This window comes from Streptomyces sp. CA2R106 (genome assembly GCF_037034245.1).
Lineage (GTDB): Bacteria > Actinomycetota > Actinomycetes > Streptomycetales > Streptomycetaceae > Actinacidiphila.
On sequence record NZ_JBAGKC010000002.1, the window covers coordinates 424,831 to 441,445 of the forward strand.

The 16,615-nt window shown below is 72.2% G+C and carries 18 protein-coding genes; 7 read left to right on the forward strand and 11 right to left on the reverse strand.

The window, feature by feature from the left end:
• Positions 1-26: 26 nt before the first annotated feature.
• The 3 genes from WA788_RS05100 to WA788_RS05110 are packed head-to-tail and all read right to left on the reverse strand — an operon-like array spanning position 27 to position 3,570.
• A complete protein-coding gene (locus WA788_RS05100) occupies positions 27-1,241 on the reverse strand; it encodes an ABC transporter permease (protein ID WP_335972044.1) in 1,215 nt (404 codons plus the stop codon).
• Positions 1,238-2,194 carry an ABC transporter ATP-binding protein gene (locus WA788_RS05105; RefSeq protein WP_335972045.1) on the reverse strand — a complete coding sequence of 319 codons (957 nt, stop codon included), beginning with the start codon at positions 2,192-2,194 and terminating at the stop codon, positions 1,238-1,240. The genes WA788_RS05100 and WA788_RS05105 overlap by 4 nt, the downstream gene beginning before the upstream one ends.
• Complete coding sequence (locus WA788_RS05110; RefSeq protein WP_335972046.1) at positions 2,191-3,570, reverse strand: efflux RND transporter periplasmic adaptor subunit; 1,380 nt, start codon at positions 3,568-3,570, stop codon at positions 2,191-2,193. Before WA788_RS05110 ends, WA788_RS05105 begins: the two co-directional genes overlap by 4 nt.
• A 358-nt stretch (positions 3,571-3,928) precedes the next feature.
• On the opposite strand from WA788_RS05110, the gene WA788_RS05115 reads away from it, so the two are divergent.
• Both WA788_RS05115 and WA788_RS05120 read left to right on the forward strand, forming a co-directional pair.
• On the forward strand, positions 3,929-4,588 hold the full coding sequence (locus WA788_RS05115; RefSeq protein ID WP_335972047.1) for a hypothetical protein: 660 nt from the start codon (positions 3,929-3,931) through the stop codon (positions 4,586-4,588).
• A gap of 80 nt (positions 4,589-4,668) precedes the next feature.
• Complete coding sequence (locus WA788_RS05120) at positions 4,669-5,208, forward strand: hypothetical protein (protein ID WP_335972048.1); 540 nt, start codon at positions 4,669-4,671, stop codon at positions 5,206-5,208.
• A 44-nt stretch (positions 5,209-5,252) separates the two neighbouring features.
• Here WA788_RS05120 and WA788_RS05125 read toward each other — a convergent pair whose 3' ends face one another.
• From WA788_RS05125 to WA788_RS05145, 5 genes are all read right to left on the reverse strand, one after another.
• On the reverse strand, positions 5,253-7,232 hold the full coding sequence (locus WA788_RS05125; protein ID WP_335972050.1) for a hypothetical protein: 1,980 nt from the start codon (positions 7,230-7,232) through the stop codon (positions 5,253-5,255).
• Between the two features lie 185 nt (positions 7,233-7,417).
• Entirely contained in the window at positions 7,418-7,741 is a 324-nt protein-coding gene (locus WA788_RS05130) for a hypothetical protein (RefSeq protein ID WP_335972052.1), read from the reverse strand.
• A 113-nt stretch (positions 7,742-7,854) separates the two neighbouring features.
• A complete protein-coding gene (locus tag WA788_RS05135; RefSeq protein WP_335972054.1) occupies positions 7,855-8,862 on the reverse strand; it encodes an aldo/keto reductase in 1,008 nt (335 codons plus the stop codon).
• Between the two features lie 63 nt (positions 8,863-8,925).
• The gene (locus WA788_RS05140) at positions 8,926-9,234 is read right to left on the reverse strand and encodes a DUF3618 domain-containing protein (protein WP_335972056.1); all 309 of its coding nucleotides are present in this window, start codon (positions 9,232-9,234) and stop codon (positions 8,926-8,928) included.
• Positions 9,231-9,632, reverse strand: a complete 402-nt coding sequence (locus WA788_RS05145) for a phage holin family protein (RefSeq protein WP_335972058.1) — start codon at positions 9,630-9,632, stop codon at positions 9,231-9,233. Before WA788_RS05145 ends, WA788_RS05140 begins: the two co-directional genes overlap by 4 nt.
• 144 nt (positions 9,633-9,776) lie before the next feature.
• Between WA788_RS05145 and WA788_RS05150 the strand changes: the two genes are divergently transcribed.
• Complete coding sequence (locus WA788_RS05150; RefSeq protein ID WP_335972060.1) at positions 9,777-10,085, forward strand: hypothetical protein; 309 nt, start codon at positions 9,777-9,779, stop codon at positions 10,083-10,085.
• On the opposite strand, the gene WA788_RS05155 is transcribed toward WA788_RS05150, so the two are convergent.
• Positions 10,082-10,798 carry an FMN-dependent NADH-azoreductase gene (locus WA788_RS05155; protein WP_335972062.1) on the reverse strand — a complete coding sequence of 239 codons (717 nt, stop codon included), beginning with the start codon at positions 10,796-10,798 and terminating at the stop codon, positions 10,082-10,084. The two genes, WA788_RS05150 and WA788_RS05155, sit on opposite strands and share 4 nt — an antisense overlap.
• Before the next feature lie 74 nt (positions 10,799-10,872).
• On the opposite strand from WA788_RS05155, the gene WA788_RS05160 reads away from it, so the two are divergent.
• The 3 genes from WA788_RS05160 (at position 10,873) to WA788_RS05170 (ending at position 13,797) form a co-directional block, all read left to right on the forward strand.
• A complete protein-coding gene (locus WA788_RS05160; RefSeq protein WP_335972064.1) occupies positions 10,873-11,871 on the forward strand; it encodes a sigma-70 family RNA polymerase sigma factor in 999 nt (332 codons plus the stop codon).
• 9 nt (positions 11,872-11,880) lie between these two features.
• Positions 11,881-12,864 (forward strand): aldo/keto reductase, encoded by a 984-nt coding sequence (locus WA788_RS05165; RefSeq protein ID WP_335972066.1) that lies wholly within the window; start codon positions 11,881-11,883, stop codon positions 12,862-12,864.
• A 135-nt stretch (positions 12,865-12,999) separates the two neighbouring features.
• On the forward strand, positions 13,000-13,797 hold the full coding sequence (locus WA788_RS05170; protein WP_335972068.1) for a hypothetical protein: 798 nt from the start codon (positions 13,000-13,002) through the stop codon (positions 13,795-13,797).
• 43 nt (positions 13,798-13,840) lie between these two features.
• Here WA788_RS05170 and WA788_RS05175 read toward each other — a convergent pair whose 3' ends face one another.
• Both WA788_RS05175 and WA788_RS05180 read right to left on the reverse strand, forming a co-directional pair.
• On the reverse strand, positions 13,841-14,290 hold the full coding sequence (locus WA788_RS05175) for a type II toxin-antitoxin system PemK/MazF family toxin (protein WP_335972070.1): 450 nt from the start codon (positions 14,288-14,290) through the stop codon (positions 13,841-13,843).
• A gap of 45 nt (positions 14,291-14,335) precedes the next feature.
• On the reverse strand, positions 14,336-15,802 hold the full coding sequence (locus tag WA788_RS05180; RefSeq protein ID WP_335972072.1) for a VWA domain-containing protein: 1,467 nt from the start codon (positions 15,800-15,802) through the stop codon (positions 14,336-14,338).
• A gap of 105 nt (positions 15,803-15,907) precedes the next feature.
• On the opposite strand from WA788_RS05180, the gene WA788_RS05185 reads away from it, so the two are divergent.
• Entirely contained in the window at positions 15,908-16,546 is a 639-nt protein-coding gene (locus tag WA788_RS05185) for a DUF4232 domain-containing protein (protein WP_335972074.1), read from the forward strand.
• The last annotated feature ends 69 nt before the right edge of the window (positions 16,547-16,615 follow it).

Consider the following 16,615-nt stretch of genomic DNA (forward strand, 5'->3'; position numbering starts at 1 on the left):
GTTCCGGTCGTCTTTCCTGGTGGACATCACTCGTGCCGCAGGGCCTCGATGGGCCGCAGGCCCGCCGCCCGGTTGGCCGGGTAGCTGCCGAAGAACAGCCCGATGGCCACCGCGATCGCGAAGGCGCCCCACACCGACTCGGGGATGACCACGGGTTTGATGCCCACGATGGTGAACCGCGAGCCGATCAGCCCGCCGAGCACCCCGAGCCCGCCGCCGATCAGCGACAGCAGCGTGGACTCGGCGAGGAACTGCCCGAGGATGACGCCCTTGGGCGCCCCGATCGCCTTGCGGATACCGATCTCCCGGGTCCGCTCGGTGACGGTGACCAGCATGATGTTGGTGATGCCGATCCCGCCGACCAGCAGCGAGATCGCCGCGACCGCGCCGAGCAGCACCGTGAACGTCTTGTTGGTGTCGGACTGGGTGCTCAGCAGCGACGCCTGGGTGCTGACCCGGAAGTCGAGCGCGTTGGCGTCGGTGATGCCGTGCGTGCCCATCAGGATGGTGGTGATCTCGTTCTGCGCGGGCGTGGTCGCGTCGGCGGACTTCGCCTCGACCAGGATCTGGCTGATCGCCCCGAAGCCGGTGAAGGCGTTCTGCACGGTCGGCAGCGGCGCGATCACCGTGTCGTCCGGGTCCTGGAAGCCGGTGCCGCCCTTGGTGGCCAGCTCGCCGACCACCGTGAACGGGGTGCCGCCGATGACCAGCTTCTTGCCGATCGGGGAGGCGGTGCCGAACAGGTCCGTGGCGGTGGTGGAGCCGATCACGGCCACCTTGCGGGAGTTGAGCACATCGTCGGCGCTGAAGTAGTCGCCCTTGTCGACCTTGCTGTTGGACGCCTCGAAGTAGGCCGGGTAGGTGCCCACGACCTGGCCGACGGTGTGCGAGGTGCCGTCGTAGACCGCGGACTGCGAGGTGGTGACCTCCGGGGCCACGGACTCGATGTCGGGGGCGTCGGCGGTGTTCGCCAGCGCCCGCGCGTCGTCCACGCTCAGCGGCTTGGTGCTGGTCGCGCCGGAGCCCGAGGAGCTGAAGCCGCCGCCGGAGCTGACGGTCAGCGCGTTGGTGCCGAGCTTCTCGATGGAGTCCTTGACCGACTGCGAGGAGCCGTTGCCGACCGCGAGCAGGATGATGACGGCGGCCACACCGATCAGCACGCCGAGCATCGTCAGCGCGGAGCGCACCTTGTTCGCGGCGAGCCCGCCGACGGCGAACCGCAGGATCTCGAACGGGTTCACCGGGCCGCACCCCCGCTCAGCGCGTGCGGGGCCAGGGCGGCGAACCGCGCCGGATCGCGCAGCGCGGGCGGCGGACCGTCCACCGCCGCCTGCCGTACGTCGTCCACGATCTGGCCGTCCACCAGCCGGATCACCCGCTTCGCGTGCCGGGCCACCTCGTCCTCGTGGGTGATCAGCACGACGGTGCGGCCGGAGGCGTTGAGCCGGTCGATGATGGCGAGCACATCCTCGGTGCTGTGGCTGTCCAGGTTGCCGGTCGGCTCGTCGGCGAGCAGCATCGCCGGCGCCGTGACCAGGGCGCGGGCCACGGCCACGCGCTGCTGCTGGCCGCCGGACAGTTCGTTGGGGCGGTGGTCGACCCGGTCGGCGAGGCCCACCAGGGACAGCGCGGCCAGCGCTCGGCGGCGCCGCTCGGCGGCCTTCACCCCGGCGTAGGCCAGCGGGAGTTCGACCTGCGCGAGCGCGGGGGTGCGCGGCACCAGGTTGAACGACTGGAAGACGAAGCCGATCTTGCGGTTGCGGACCAGCGAGAGCTGGTGCTCGTCCAGGCCGCCGACGTCGATGCCGTCCAGCAGGTAGCGGCCGGAGGTCGGCACGTCGAGGCAGCCGAGGATGTTCATCAGGGTGGACTTGCCGGAGCCGGAGCTGCCCATCACCGCGACCATGTCGCCCTGTTCGACGAGCAGGTCCACGCCGGGGGAGTGGCCGGTGTCCGGGTCGGCGGGGCCGCCGAGCGCGCGGACGGCGGCGTCGCCGTGGCCGTACGTCTTCAGCAGCGCGCGGACGTCGATGACCGGGGCCGGGCCCCAGGGGCCGTCACCGTCCGGGTGGTCGCTGCCCGGGTGGTCGCTGCCCGGGTGGTCGCTGTCGGGGCCGGGGCCGGCCTCCGCGCGGCGCGGCCCGGACACCGCTCGGGCCAGGGAGCCGAGCCGCCTGCCCAGGGCCGGGCTCATCCGCGGCCACCTCCGCCGCTGAAGCTGCCGGTGCGGAAGCCGCCGCCGGTACCGCCGCCGGCGGCACCGAACCGGTTGGCGCCGCCGCCGGCGCCGGTGCCGCCGGGGAACGCGCCGCTGGGGAAGCCGCCGTTGCCCGAGGAGGCGACCTGCGGGATCTGCACCTGCTGGCCTTCCTTCAGGCCGCTGGTGATCTGGTCGGTGGAGTCGCCCTCGACACCCACCGTCACCTGGGTGCGGGTGGTGGAGCCGTCGGAGTTGACCACCAGGACCGTGCGGTTGGCGCCGGTGCCGGAGACCGCCGCGGTCGGCACGCTCAGCGCGTTCGTCGCCTGGCCGGTGGTCACCTGGATGCTGGCGCTCAGGCCGGTGCGCAGGTCGGAGGTGTCGCTGGTGATGGTGAGCGTCGCCGCGTACTGCACCGCGCTGCCGCTGGAACCGGAGCCGCCGGAGCTGGAGCCGCTGCTGACCGGCAGCGAACTGATCGACAGCACCTTGGCGTCGAGCACGGTGCCGGACTCGGCGTTGAGCGTCACCGTCGCGGCCTGGCCGGCCTTGATCTTCAGCGAGTCGGCCTCGGAGAAGTCCGCCTTCACCTGCATGCCCGAGGGGTTGGTGAGGACCACGAAGCCGGTCGGTGTGGAGCCCGAGGAACTGGACGTCGAGCTGGACGAGCTGGACCCGGAGGAGCCCGAGCCCGACGAGCCGGAGCCCGTACCGCTGCCGGAACTGCCGCTGACGGTGTCGCCCTTCGCACCGTCCACCGAGGCGACGGTGCCGCTGACGCTGGCCTTCAGCACGCAGCCGTCCACCGCACGCTGCGCGGCGTCCACGGCGTTCTGCGCCTCGGTCACCTGCGCCTGCGCGGAGGCGAGTTGGGCGGCGTCGACGGTCGGGGTGGCGGTCGGGGTCACCGTGGTGCCGCGGCTGCTGCCCGAACCGGACGAGCCCGTACCGGAGTTCGAGGTGTCCGTGGTGCTCTCGCCGGCCTCGACCTTCGTCAGGTTCGCCTGGGCCGCGGTCAGCGACGCCTCGTCCTGCTGGAGGGTCTCCTTCGCCGAGGTCGGGTCGACCTTCGCCAGCACCTGGCCCTTCTTCACCTTGTCGCCCGGCTTGACGTCGACCTCGGTGAGGGTGCCGCCGGTGGTGAAGTCCAGACCCGCGTCGCTGGGGGAGGAGAGCGTGCCGGAGCCGGACACGGTGGCCGACACCGTGGCCGTGGTCACGGTCGCGGTCCGCGCGCCGGACGACCCGGAGGAATTGCCGCTGCCGTCGTCGTGCACCGCCGCGTAGGCGCCACCGGCGCCCGCGAGGACCACCACGCCGAGCACCGAGTTGATCAGGACGGCCCTGCGCCGCCGTGGGAGCACCTTCATGGCGCGCATCTTGGACGCGGACGCCATTGAACTCCTGGGAGATTCCTGAGAGTTCGCTGGGAAGACGGGCGCCTGCACCCGCCCCCGGGGCGGCGGTAAAACGGATGTACGGCCACCTAAGGTACGAAAACGCGGCCGCCCGCCGCCTGCCGCGCCCCGCCGCTCACCGGGAACTCACAGCCCGATCCCCGACAGTCCCCACCTGTATGCGGTTCGGTTCCCTCGTGCGCGCGCGGGAGCCGAGTGCGTACGCCGGCCGGACAGTTGGCGCCGGACGGCAACGTGCCGCGACACCCGGCCGCCGGACCCCGGTCCGGTGCCGGCCGGGTCGCGGCCTTCCCCGAGGAGAGCTGCGGACATGAACGGGACCACCATCCGGTCGCCCCAGGCGCGCATCGCGGTGCGGGCCGGGGCATTCGTCGCCGTACTCGCCTCGGGCGCCCTGGCGCTCACCGCGTGCTCCTCCGGCGGCTCCTCGTCCTCGGCCGCCACGAACGCGGCCAGTGCGTCCGCGTCCGGCGGCGCCGGCGGGCAGGACATGAACGCCTACCGGCAGTGCCTGGCGCAGCACGGCGTCAACCTGCCCACCTTCAACCGCCCATCCGGCGGCGCCCGCCCCAGCGGCCGTCCCTCCGGCGCCGGCCGGCCCTCCGGATCGGCCCGCCCGAGCGGCGGGTACGGCGGCGGCTTCGGGGGCTTCGGCGGCGGGATCGGCGGCGCCTCGCCCGACGCGGCCACCCAGAAGGCGCTCAAGGCGTGCGCCTCCAAGGCACCCTCCGGCCGCGGCGGCCCGAACGGCACCAACAGCGCCGACGCCAGCGCGATCCAGGCGTTCACCAGCTGCCTCAAGGACCACGGCGTCACCCTCCCCACGGCCTCCGCCGGCACGGGCGGCGGCGGCTTCGGCGCCCTCCGCAACCTCGACACCGCCGACCCCAAGACCGCGAAGGCCTACACCACCTGCAAGCCCCTCCTCCCCCAGCGCCCCACCTCCACCGCATCCCCCTCCACCACCTGACCCATCGGCGCCCCCGGTGCGCCCTCCCCCGGCGGCCCGTGGTGCGATAGTTTCCGGACGTAGAGCCGTCAGGGGGGTACATGTCCGGGATCGCGCGACCACGCCGAACGCCGCGCCGCCGCCTGTGGCTGCCGATCTGTGCGGGCGGCGTCGCGGCGCTCATGGCGACACTGACGGCGTGCGGGAGCTCGCCGTCCGGCCCGAAGGCGAAGGACTCGGCAGCGAAGATGTCGACGGACGCGCGGTGGCTGGCGGCGAAGTTCCGTACGTACTACAAGGCCACGACGCCGTTCACGGTGACGCGCGACGCTACTGCGGCGGCGTCGTGCGGGCACAACAAGGCCCGCTACTCCTTCGCCGGGCACCAGACGTTCCGTATCGGTCCCGTGTCCACCTATTTGGACCTCACCACGGTGGTCGACTCGTGGCTCAAGGACCGAGGATACTCAATCGATTTCGACAAGAAGACGACCTACGAGTTCGATACGCGAAATTCCCAGAACCTGGTGAACAAGAAGGCCCGCATCCACTTGACCGTACGCGCGACCGCGTCCAGCGAGAAGGCCACCACCGAGCTGTGGACCATCACCGCGAACACGGATTGCCTGCGGACTGGTTGAGCCGGGCCGCGAGGGTGCCAGCCCCCCGCGGCGTCGCGTGGCTCCTACTCGCTGCCGTCCACCTCGTGAGCGTACTGGTCGGTCTCAGCGCTGGTTATCGTGCTGCTGGCGAGGGACTGCTTCTGCTCCAGTGAGTCCGGGTGCTCGGCGTCCCCTTGCTGCTCGTTGACCCAGTCGTTGAACTCGCCGAGTTGGTTGTTCTTGGACAGATCTTCGAAAGACTTGAGTTGGCCGTCGGATCCCTTCAGGTCAGCGGGCAGAGGCGTGGTGGTTTTCCAGCCGCCCGCCAGCAAAGTGGACGTCATGGTGTAGTGGGTCTGCATGATCCGCTCGTAGTTCTTGTCCTTGAGATCTTCGGTGCGCGGTTCGCCCTGGTCGACGTAGGCCGCGCCGCCGAATTCCTTGAGGCTGAACATGCCGACCCGCCAGGCAAGGGCCGGTCCGTAGCTGAGTTCGGGCTCGCCGGCGATCTCGGAGCCGAAGATGAGGGAGCGCTTCAGCGCCTCACGGTTCGCCTCGTCGGAGGCGTCCATGTCACCTCGAACCTTCCTTTCGGCGTTGTACTGCTCCCGTCCGATGTTGCCGAACGCTTGGGCTGCGAGGTTGTACGTATTCGGGTCCTGCTTACCGCTGTTGACGGCGGTCGCGTCCGTGTGCGCGGCCTTGACCAGGATGTCGTGCTGGAGCTTCCCCATCACCTCGTCGTACGGCTCGGAGTAGGAGTCATCCCCAGCGAACGTCTTGAGGAACTTGTAGGTGTCCTGACCATTGAGCAGGAATGACGGATTTGTTCCCACCACAGGTTGGTAGCCGGCTGGGATGCCCAGCATCGAGTCCGGGACGTCGTGGCTCATGGCGTTGCCGCTGGAGATCATTTCCTGCGGGTACGACGCGGCCAGACGGCCCAGGTCCTGCTTGGACAAGCCGTTGAAGTACTTGTCGATCTCGTCGGCGTTGTTGCCGGCCGCGAGCATCGCGCAGTACGCGAAGGTGCTCTGGTAGTCGTCGTGCTTCTCGGGATCAACGTGCCAGCCTTTGGAGTCGGTGTGTCCGGTGACGCCCGCGCCGGCGTCGATGGCCTTGCCCAGGTTGGTCTGGACGTCGGAGTCCCACTGGCCGTACTTGAACAGCTTGTCGAGGTTGCCCTCGAGGTCGGGGTTCTTCGGGTCGCCCATCTGCGCGATGGCGGTGTACGAGGCGCTGCCGTTGCGCCCGAGGGCGCCCAGCGCCATGGCCACGGTGTCCTGCGGAAGCCCGAGTTGCTTGGCATTGGTCATGGAGCCGCGGAAATCCTGGTCCGGGTCCTTGGCCACCTCGTCCAGGACGGCGGCGCGGGTCGCACTGGCCAGGAATTTCGAGTCGAAGTCCCCGTACTGCATCATCGCCATCCGGTCCCAGCCGACCCCGTAGTCACCTTGGGGGACCTTGGTGGTGTACAGCTTTTCCACTTGGTCGAAACCAGGCGCCGGGTAAGGCGCCCGGCTGGCCGCGCCCAGTGCCTTGCTGTAGATCTCGAGGTCCTTGGGCGCGGTGCCACTGCCGGTGGCAGTCAGCATGCTGGGCAGGCTTTCCGCGAGGTTCGGCGGCTTGAGGGCGGCGTAGAAGGCGGAGCAGTAATCCGGGTCGTCTTCGTGGGCTTTGAGCTGCTCGGCGATGGAGTGGTACTGCTTCCCGCCCTCGCCGTCCAGTTCCTTGATCGCGGTGAGCTGCTTGGCGAGGTCTTGCGCCTCTTTGCGGGCCTCCGCGCTGCTGATCACCGGTTCGGGCACCTGCACGACGTGCGTCATGTCGCCGCCGTGTTCCATCCCGAGGGCCAGGCTGTAGCGCCGCTTGAGTCCGGGCACCTGGTCGTCCATCCACAGCGCGATGTTGTTGATGCTGTTGAGCGGCCCGGTGTCGAGGCCGTGCTCGCCGAACCGGTAGAAGTACGAGCTGTACGCGCTGTGCAGGTTTTCCTTGTCGGTGCTGAACGACGCGATCATCCCCTTGAGAGCTTGGGGATCGATCCCTGAGAAGTCCGTCATGTCTTCCCCCCCTGGGGTTCCTTGCGGGCACCGGGTGTGTGCTGCGCGTGGAATGGAAAAGGCGGCTCGAGCCGTCGGTCAGCGTGCACTTGCACGCTACGAACCTGTCCGAAGCGACCGCTGAGAGGCGCACGCGCCGAGATCCGCTGCGAACGGTGCGAAGCCTGCGCCGGTCCCGGTGCGGCTCAGACGTAGACGCGCTGGCTCTGGTTCAGGTGCCACTGCCGTGCCTCGCTCTGGGTGACCTCGGCCGGAGTCCTGGCGATCTCCGCGTCGACGATCGGCAGGAGCTTGTCGACCATGGTCTTCACCTGGCTCCGCTGGTGTGCCACATGCTGTTCCCAGGCTCTCGCGGCTTTGCCGGTCCACACCTTCTTGCCGCCCATGTCTCCGGCCGTGGTGCTCAGTGCGTCGCGATAGGTCTCGACGTCACGTGCGAGATCGTTACGTAGGCTCTTGAGCGCGACGAGGGCCGGGTTGGCCACTTTCGACTGGCTCGAATCACCCATGTTCTCCCCCTACTTGATTGGCTCCTACACCGTAGCGAGCGCGCTGCCACCCCGCAGCACCGTGACGGGCGGGGCGGCGGGGTGGCGTGGGGGCGATGAGGAGGCCGTGGCAGTCACCAGGCGAAGGACTCCGGGGCGGGGCCGGGGCCTGGGAAGAGGGTGTCGAGGGCGGTGAGGAGGGACGGGGGGAGGGTCAGGTCGGCGGCGCGCAGGGCCGAGGCGAGGTGGTCGGGGGTGCGCGGGCCGACGATCGGGCCGGTGACGCCCGGGCGGGTGAGCAGCCAGGCGAGGGCGACCTCGCCCGGGTCGAGGGCGTGCTCGGCGCACAGCTCCTCGTACGCCTGGACCTGCGCGCGCACCGCGGGGTCGGTCAGGCGCGCGGAGCGGCCGGTGCCGGTGCGCGAGCCGCCGCCCTCGCGCTCCTTGCGCAGCGCGCCGCCCAGGAGCCCCTGGTGCAGCGGCGACCACGGGATGACCCCGAGGCCGTACGCCTGCGCGGCCGGGATCACATCGGTCTCGGCACTGCGCTCGAAGAGGTTGTAGAGGCACTGCTCGCTGACCAGGCCGAGCGAACCTCGCCTGGCGGCGGCCTCGTTGGCCTGGGCGATGTGCCAGCCGGCGAAGTTGCTGGAGGCGGGGTAGAGGATCTTGCCCTGCTGGACGAGGACGTCGATCGCCTGCCAGATCTCCTCCCACGGCGTCGCCCGGTCGACGTGGTGGAACTGGTAGATGTCGATGTGGTCGGTGCCCAGCCGCTCGAGGCTGGCCTCGACGGCGCGGCGGATGCCCAGCGCGGACAGCCGGTCGTGGTTCGGCCAGGCCCGGTCGAAGATCGAGGAGCCGTCGTTCGCGGCGTTCAGGTAGCACTTGGTGGCCAGCACCACCTTGTCGCGGCGGCCCCCGCCCCGGGCCAGCCAGCTGCCGACGATCTCCTCGGTGTAGCCCTTGCGGTCGTCGACGCCGTAGACGTTCGCGGTGTCGAAGAAGTTGACCCCCGCGTCCAGCGCCGCGTCCATCAGTTCATGGCTGCCCTGTTCCGTCACCTCCGCACCGAAGTTCATCGTTCCGAGTACGACCCGGCTCACCCTGAGCCCGGTCCGACCGAGCTGCACGTATTCCATGGCGCCAGGGAACACCTTGGAGTGCGCTCGAGGGCAAGCCCGGCGGGCCGTACCCCCGGCGCCTCACCCGCGGTCGCAGCGGTGCGCCCACACCAGCGCGCCGGCCGCCGCCGCGGAGACGGCCGCGGCGGCGATCGCGGCGGACCGCGACCGTACGGCGGCCGAGCCGCTGCCCGCCGCCGTACGGGCCCGCGCCCGGGCCCGGTCCCGCGCCTCCTCGAGCCGCCCCATCGTGCCCTGCGCCTTCGCCCGCGCCCGCGCGGGCACGTCCACCTTGGCGGCCAGCTCCTCCACGGTCTGGCCCAGCGCCTCGCGCGTCTCGGCGATCTGCTGTTCGAGCTCGGCGAGCTGCGGATCGGTTCGCGGTGTCATCGCTTGGCCCTCTCCTTGAGGATCACCAGGTCCTGGTGAACGCTGTCCACGGTCTCGTCCGGCACCGGCGGCACCGCCCGTTTCACCTGGCTGCGGCCGATCAGCGCCGCGATCCCCGCGATCAGCAGCAGCCCGCCGGCCACGATCAGCGCGGCGGCCCACAGCGGCAGCGGCATCGCCACCGCGGCTATCGCGGCCGTGATCATCGCGGCGAGCGCGAAGAACGCCAGCAGCCCGGCCGCGCCGAAGAGCCCGCCGCCGACCCCGGCCTGCTTGCCCTTGCGGGTCAGCTCGGCCTGCGCCAGCTTCAGTTCCTGCCTGACCAGGTCGGAGAGCTGCTCGGTGCCCTCCTTGACCAGCGTGCCCACCGACCGGGCGGACCCGTTCACGTGCGCCACGGCCCTCACCTCCTTGGCTCCTGGGGGTTGCCCTGCTCGGGTTGCCCGTATCCGGGACCGGAAACCTCCTTCGGTCCGGCATCGGGCGTAGGCTCATATAAGGGGATGAATCGGTACGATCCGAGGACCGATCGAGGTGGGCACATGGCGCTGTACGACTCAGAAACGGCACACCGCAGGGCTCTGGTGCTGAGTGAGGTGGCCGCCGAGGGCGCGACCGGGCTCTCCCGCGTCCTGCGCCGGGCCACGGCCGGCGACGAGGACGCGGCCATGATCACCGTCTCCGCGCTCGTCCGCTCGGTCCGGCCGCTCACCGCGCTCGACACCCACCAGTTCCTGCGCCGGGCGCACATCAGCGAGAGCGACCTGGCCGGCGACCTCACCCCCGGCCAGCGCGTCGCCCTGGTCTCCCTCGTGGACCGCTTCTCCCACCTCCACCCGCCGATCCTCTAACCCTGTGCGTACGCGACGAGCCGCGCGCGTGCGGCGGCCAGCGACGCGTCGGCGGCGTCCTGCTGCCCGGCCAGGTGCGGCAGCACCCCGGCGAGGGTCCACTCCGCGGTGACCACGTGGACGTTCTCCGGCGCCACCCCCTGCCGCGCGAAGTACGCCCGCAGGTAAGGCGTCTGGAAGTCCTGCGCCGCCCCCGGCGTGCCGGGACGGTAGCCGCCGCCCCGCGTCGCGACCACCACCACCCGGGTCCCGCCCAGCCGGCACCCGGCGGTGCCCGCGCGGCCGAACGCCCCGGGGAAGCTCACCCGGTCGATCCACGCCTTGAGCAGTGCGGACACCGCGTAGTTGTACATCGGCGCACCGATCAGCACGGTGTCGGCCGCCAGCAACTCGTCGACCAGCGGCCGGGTCAGCGCCCAGGCGCGCCGCTCGGCCGCCCCCTCGACCAGCGCGGGCACCCTGTCCGGCGGTGGGAAACCCTGCCGCTCGACCCGGCGCCCCAGCGCGCAGTAGGCGCCGTCCAGCGGAGGCACCGGGTCGGCCGCGAGATCGCGGTACCGGTACGCGTACCGCCGCCCGGCCTCCCGCTGCCGGGCCTGCCAGGCCCGTGCGAACAGCGCGGTCAGCCCCCTGCTGACCGCACCACCGAAGCCGTCGACCCCGGAATCAGTCCCGGAATCGGCACTCGAGTCGAGGTGGAGCAAGGACGCCATCGCATCTCCCGGTCACTTCCGCCGTGTCACGCTCGTCAGATGTGGTGACGGATCGCGGCGCGGAAAGGGGACCGGTGACCGGGCACGACGGCGTACGAGCCGCACACGCGACAACCGCGGGGCCGAAGGCGGGCCGGAAAGCGGACTCGGCGGCGGACCCGGCGCCGGCCGAACGCTTCGAGGCCGACCGCCCCCTGCTGTACGCGGTGGCCTTCCGGATGCTCGGCTCCGCGGTCGAGGCCGAGGACGCCGTACAGGAGGCATGGCTCCGGCTGGCCCGCACCGACGTCGCCGGCGTGGCGAACCTGACCGGCTGGCTGCGCACGGTGGTCTCCAGGATCTGCCTCGACATGCTGCGCGCCCGCGCCGCGCGCCGGGAGGACCTCACCGACCAGGGCGCCTTCGACGAGGTGACGGGCACCGGGCCGGGCAGCGGCGGGCGCCCGGAGGAGGAGGCGCTGCTCGCGGACTCCGTCGGCCGCGCGCTCCTGGTGGTGCTCGCCGCCCTGGACCCCGACGAGCGGATCACCTTCGTGCTGCACGACCTGTTCGCGGTGCCCTTCGACCAGATCGCGCCCCTGGTGGGCCGCACCCCGGCCACCACCAAGAAACTGGCCAGCCGCGCCCGCCGCAAGGTGCGGGGCACCCCGGACGTACCCGCCGGTGAACTCGCCCGCCGGCACCGGGTGGTCACCGCGTTCCTGGCGGCGATGCGGGCCGGCGACCTCGACGCGATCCTCGCGGTACTCGCCCCCGACGTGGTGCGCCGCGCCGACCCGGCGGCCCTGGCGCCCGGGATGGCCGCCGAGGTGCGCGGGGCCCGCCGCGTCGCCGAGGGCACCGCCCTCCTCGCCCGCCGCGCGCGGTACGCGGCCCCCGCCCTGGTCGACGGGCGGGTGGGGATCGTGGTGGCGCCGTACGGCCGGCTCGCGCTGGTGCTGACGGTGTCGTTCGCCGCGAACGGCCTGATCAGCGGGTACGACGTGATCGCCGACCCGGCCCGGCTGCGCCGCCTGCGGCTCGCCGTGCTGGACCCGGTACTGCCGTACGGCGGCGCGGCGGCGGGCTCGTAGGCTCGGGGTATGGAACAGCGTGTACTGGGCCGGACCGGCCGTGAAGTGTCCGTCGTGGGGCTGGGGACGTGGCAGCTGGGCGCCGACTGGGGGGAGGTGCGGGAAGAGGACGCGATCGCCGTGCTGGACGCGGCGGTGGCCTCCGGGGTGACCTTCTTCGACACCGCGGACGTCTACGGCGACGGGCGCAGCGAGCAGCTCATCGGCCGCTACCTGGCCGCGCACCCGGAGCTGGACGTGTTCGTCGCCACGAAGATGGGGCGCCGCGCCGACCAGCTCCCGGAGAACTACAACCTCGCGAACTTCCGTGCGTGGAACGACCGTTCGCGCGCGAACCTCCAGGTCGACACGCTCGACCTGGTGCAGTTGCACTGCCCGCCCGGCTCCGTCTACGCCACCGACGCCGTCTTCGACGCACTCGACACCCTCGTGGCCGAGAAGCGCGTCGCGCACTACGCGGTCAGCGTCGAGACGTGTGCCGAGGCGCTGGCGGCGATCGCCCGGCCGGGCGTGGCGAGCGTGCAGATCATCCTCAACGCGTTCCGGCTCAAGCCGCTGGAGGAGGTGCTGCCGGCCGCCGCCGAGGCCGGGGTCGGGATCGTCGCCCGGGTGCCGCTGGCCTCGGGCCTGCTCAGCGGCCGGTACACCCGCGAGACGGTGTTCGCCGCGAACGACCACCGCACGTACAACCGGCACGGGGAGGCCTTCGACCAGGGTGAGACCTTCTCCGGGGTGGACTACGAGACCGGGCTCGCCGCGGCGGCGGAGTTCGCGGAGCTGGCGCCCGCCGGGACGACCCCCGCGCAGACCGCTCTGCGCTGGGTCGTCCAGCAGCCCGGGGTCACCTCGGTCATCCCGGGGGCCCGGACCGTCGAGCAGGCCCGGGCGAACGCGGCCGCCGCCGAGCTGCCGGCCCTGCCGCAGGACGTACTGGACCGCGTGGCCGACCTGTACGGAAGGAGGCTGCGCGACCAGGTCCATCCGAAGTGGTGAACCTGCCGCGGGAGGGGACATGCAGGGGCGGGTGGGGTGATTCGGGCCCGGCGCCGGGGCATAACGGCGAGGGCTGCCATGTTGTTATGTGGTTCGGCGATTGCCGACACAGCTTCATCGGCCATACTGCTTGCCGTGGAGCAGCAGCGCATAGGTTCGATCACCCCGTCCGTGCCCGCAGCCGGGCTTGACCCGGCGTTCGTCCCCGGGCTGACCCCGCCGCGCTCCGACGCGGACGGGCCGGCCGAGGCGTCGCAGGAGCCGCAGGCGGCACCCGAGGCGGAGTCCGCGCCCGAGGCCGAGGAAGTGGCGGCGCCGGAAGAGGCTGCTGCGGAGACTCCGGATACGGAGACGGCCGCGGCGGACGCCGAAGCGGACGCCGAGGACACCGAGGCCGCGGACGCCGAGGACGCCGAGGACGCCGACGCCGTGTCCGGGCCCGAGTTGGAGGCGACGGACCGCCGCGGCGGGGTCGTCGCGAACCGGCTCGGCGTGCGTTTCCGCCTCGACGAGGAGGAAGCGGAGTTCACCTGGGACGAGATCGCCGCGGTCGAGATGGACACCCCGCGGTTCGGCAAGCGCTTCACGGTGACCGTGTACACGCCGGAGCGGCGCTGGTACGAGGCGCAGGTCGAGGCGACGTCCCGGGCCCGGCTCAAGGAGTGGGCCGCCAAACTCGACGAGGTCCTGGACGCCTACTTCGAGGCCGACGAGCCCGAGCCGGAGGAGCCCGAGGAGGCTGACGAGGCCGCGGCGCCGGAAGAGGCCGAGGAGACCGCCGCCGAGGAGACCGCCTCGGAGGAGCCCGAGGGCGCGAAGAAGGCGGACGACAAGGCCGAGGCCACGGCGGACACCGACGCTGAGGACAAGGCCGAGGTCAAGGCCGAGGTCAAGGCCGACGCGGAAGAAGCAGAGCCCGCCGAGAAGTCCTGACACCCGGAGGTCCCGGTGCCCACGGCACCGGGACCGCTTCGGCTCAGGCCCAGCCGTACAGCTCGCGGAGCCGGTTCACCACCAGGTTGAACCGCCCCCGGTCCAGCGCGCACGCCTCCCGCCGCATCCCCTGGTCGTGCACCCGCAGCACCCGGTCGAGCACGACCCACGAGTCGCGCCCCTCCCGGTCCCACGGTCCGGCCCCTATGGCGAGCCAGTCCCCGCCGTCGTGCCGCTTGCTCGTCAGCTGCACGGCCAGCAGGGTGCCGCCCGCCTCGCGCGCGACCACCAGCACCGGCCGGTCCTTGCCGCGCCCGTCCCGTTCCTCGTAGGGGACCCAGGTCCACACGATCTCCCCGGGGTCGGGGTCCCCGTCATGCTCCGGCGCGTACTCGGTACGCACCCGGCCCACTTCCCGCGGATCGGCCTCCGTCGTCGCGTACGGCCCGCTGGCCCCCGGGAACTCCGCCTGGCTCTCACTGAACGTCGTCACCCGCCCGACCGTATCCCACCCGCGCCGGGCGGCCGGGCAGTGTGCTCAGCGGATGATCCGCGCGGCGCGGGCCGCGCTCAGCCACTTCGGGAACTCCGCCATCAGCAGGTCGTACAGCTCCGCGTCGTCGCGGTTGCGGGGCTCGCGGCCGGCCGCGAAGAACCCCGCGTTGTCGATGGTGCGGCCCTTGAGGGTGTCGAGCCCCTGGAGGAACTTCAGCCCGCGCGGACTGCCGAAGCCGACGAACTGCCAGAAGATCGGCAGGGTGCAGCTCTGCTGGAGCAGCCGCTTGGTCTCGCCGCGGTCGAAGGGCTCCCCGTCGGTCTGGAAGACGACGAACGCCGGGTCGGTGGCGCCGCACTGCTGGTAGTGGTCGATCACCGCCCGCATCGCGGGGGAGTAGCAGGTGCCGCCCCACGGCAGCTTCTTCTGGAGCTGGTCGATCCGCCCGCTGTGGTTGTCGAGCGAGATCTCGGAGACGAGGTTCACCTGGCTGCCGAAGACGACCACCGGCACCACGCCGTCGTCGTCGAGGTTCGCCGACAGCCCGAGGACCTGCTCGGCGAGGTGCTGCATGGTCCCGCTGCGGTAGTACGACTTCATGCTCGCGGAGTGGTCGAGCACGAGGTAGACCGCGGCCCGCTGCCCGGTGATGCCCTTCTTCTGAAGGGAGATCCCGGCCTGCTTGTAGAGGTTGACCAGCGCGGGTGCGGCCTGCTGGACCTTCTCCAGGCTGATCGCGGGCGCCGGGGCACCGGCGGGCGGTACGGGCTGGGCGGGCGCGGCCGGGTGGGCGGCCGGTGGCGCCGGCGGTACGGGCGGGGCCCACGCGGGCGGCGGCGGCACGGACCCGTGACCGGCCGGCGGTGCCGGGGGTGCCTGCGGCGCGGGCGGCATGCTCGGCGGCGGCCCGAACCCCTGCGCGGGGGACGGCATCTGGAGGGTGGGCGGTGCGAGGACGGCGTCGGGCACCGTCGGCGGCGCGGGCGGCGCCGCAGTCGCGGGCGCGGGCTCGTCGTCCACCGACACCCCGAAGTCCCGGGCCAGCCCGGCGAGTCCGTCGGCGTAGCCCTGCCCGACCGCCCGCACCTTCCACGCCCCGGCCCGGCGGTAGAACTCGGCCAGCACCACGACGGTCTCGCCGAGCCGGCACGGCGGCGGCTCGAACGCGACGACCCGCGCCCCCGAGGTGACGGCCAGCCCCAGCCCGCTGGCGCTGCCGAAGACGGCGCCGGGCGCGTCGGCGTCCACGCTCACCACGACCGCGACGGTCTGCACGGCGGCCGGCACGCGGGCGAGTTCGACGGTGACGGCCCGGCCCTGCACGCTCACCCCGTCCTGCACCGGGTGGTTGTAGAAGACCAGGTCGCTGTCGGCGCGCACCTTGCGCTGCTCGGTGAGCAGCACCGCCGACACGTCGACGGGGGTGCCGGTCGCGGTCACCTCCGCGCGAGCCGCGTCGCCGTCCAGGGACGTGTTGCCGCCCGGTGTGAGTGAAATGGCGCCCGCCATGGCCTGCCTCCCCGTACTTCGTGGACCACTGGACCAACTGTCTCATTCTCGCCGTATGAGACGCCGGACGGACCGCTGCGGCTCCGACTATGTGATGATCGCGCGATGCGGACGACGAAGACGGCGGTGGCATCGCGCGGGCACCGCCGCGCGCGGGTAGCACTCGCGGCGGCCGCGGCCGCGGTGGCGGCCCTGACGGCGGCCGGCTGCGCGCGGACCACCGCCGCCGACGTGACCGCACCCGCGGCGAAGATCCCGACGGCCGCGGTCCCGAAGACCACCGCGCCGTCGGCCGCCCCCGCCACCAGCGCCCCGACCGCGGCCGCCGCCTGCCCCGCCTCCGGCCTGCTCGTCGGCGCCGGCCCGACCGACGGCGCCATGGGCCTGCGCCAGGTCCAGCTCACCCTGACCGACTGCGGCCCGAAGTCCCGCCCGGTCAGCGGCTATCCGGAACTGCGGCTGCTCGACGACCACGGCCGTACGGTGCCGGTCGCGGTGCACCACGGCGACGACATCGTGGACAGCGTCACCGACCCCGGACCGGCCACCACCACGCTGCACCCCGGCGGCAAGGTCGTCGCCGTACTGGCCTGGCGCAACACGTACACCGTCTCGGACGAACCGCCCGCGCTCGCCGCCACCGTGCGGGTCACCGTCGCCGGCGTCGAGCAGCCCATCCCGCTCACCGTCGACCTCGGCAACACCGGGAAGATCGACGTCACCGCCTGGTACACCGCCAAGTGAACCCAAGCGCACAGCCGCACGCGACGGCGGCCCCGACCCGAGGTCGGAGCCGCCGCACATCACCGCCGG

Bases quoted from the DNA above. Each gene is read 5' to 3' on its own strand.
- WA788_RS05115 (WP_335972047.1), top strand. From the start codon at position 3,929: ATGAACGGGACCACCATCCGGTCGCCCCAGGCGCGCATCGCGGTGCGG.
- WA788_RS05140 (WP_335972056.1), bottom strand. From the start codon at position 9,234: ATGACACCGCGAACCGATCCGCAGCTCGCCGAGCTCGAACAGCAGATC.
- WA788_RS05155 (WP_335972062.1), bottom strand. From the start codon at position 10,798: ATGGCGTCCTTGCTCCACCTCGACTCGAGTGCCGATTCCGGGACTGAT.
- WA788_RS05130 (WP_335972052.1), bottom strand. From the start codon at position 7,741: ATGGGTGATTCGAGCCAGTCGAAAGTGGCCAACCCGGCCCTCGTCGCG.
- WA788_RS05185 (WP_335972074.1), top strand. From the start codon at position 15,908: ATGCGGACGACGAAGACGGCGGTGGCATCGCGCGGGCACCGCCGCGCG.
- WA788_RS05165 (WP_335972066.1), top strand. From the start codon at position 11,881: ATGGAACAGCGTGTACTGGGCCGGACCGGCCGTGAAGTGTCCGTCGTG.
- WA788_RS05180 (WP_335972072.1), bottom strand. From the start codon at position 15,802: ATGGCGGGCGCCATTTCACTCACACCGGGCGGCAACACGTCCCTGGAC.
- WA788_RS05110 (WP_335972046.1), bottom strand. From the start codon at position 3,570: ATGAAGGTGCTCCCACGGCGGCGCAGGGCCGTCCTGATCAACTCGGTG.
- WA788_RS05135 (WP_335972054.1), bottom strand. From the start codon at position 8,862: ATGGAATACGTGCAGCTCGGTCGGACCGGGCTCAGGGTGAGCCGGGTC.
- WA788_RS05125 (WP_335972050.1), bottom strand. From the start codon at position 7,232: ATGACGGACTTCTCAGGGATCGATCCCCAAGCTCTCAAGGGGATGATC.
- WA788_RS05120 (WP_335972048.1), top strand. From the start codon at position 4,669: ATGTCCGGGATCGCGCGACCACGCCGAACGCCGCGCCGCCGCCTGTGG.
- WA788_RS05105 (WP_335972045.1), bottom strand. From the start codon at position 2,194: ATGAGCCCGGCCCTGGGCAGGCGGCTCGGCTCCCTGGCCCGAGCGGTG.
- WA788_RS05150 (WP_335972060.1), top strand. From the start codon at position 9,777: ATGGCGCTGTACGACTCAGAAACGGCACACCGCAGGGCTCTGGTGCTG.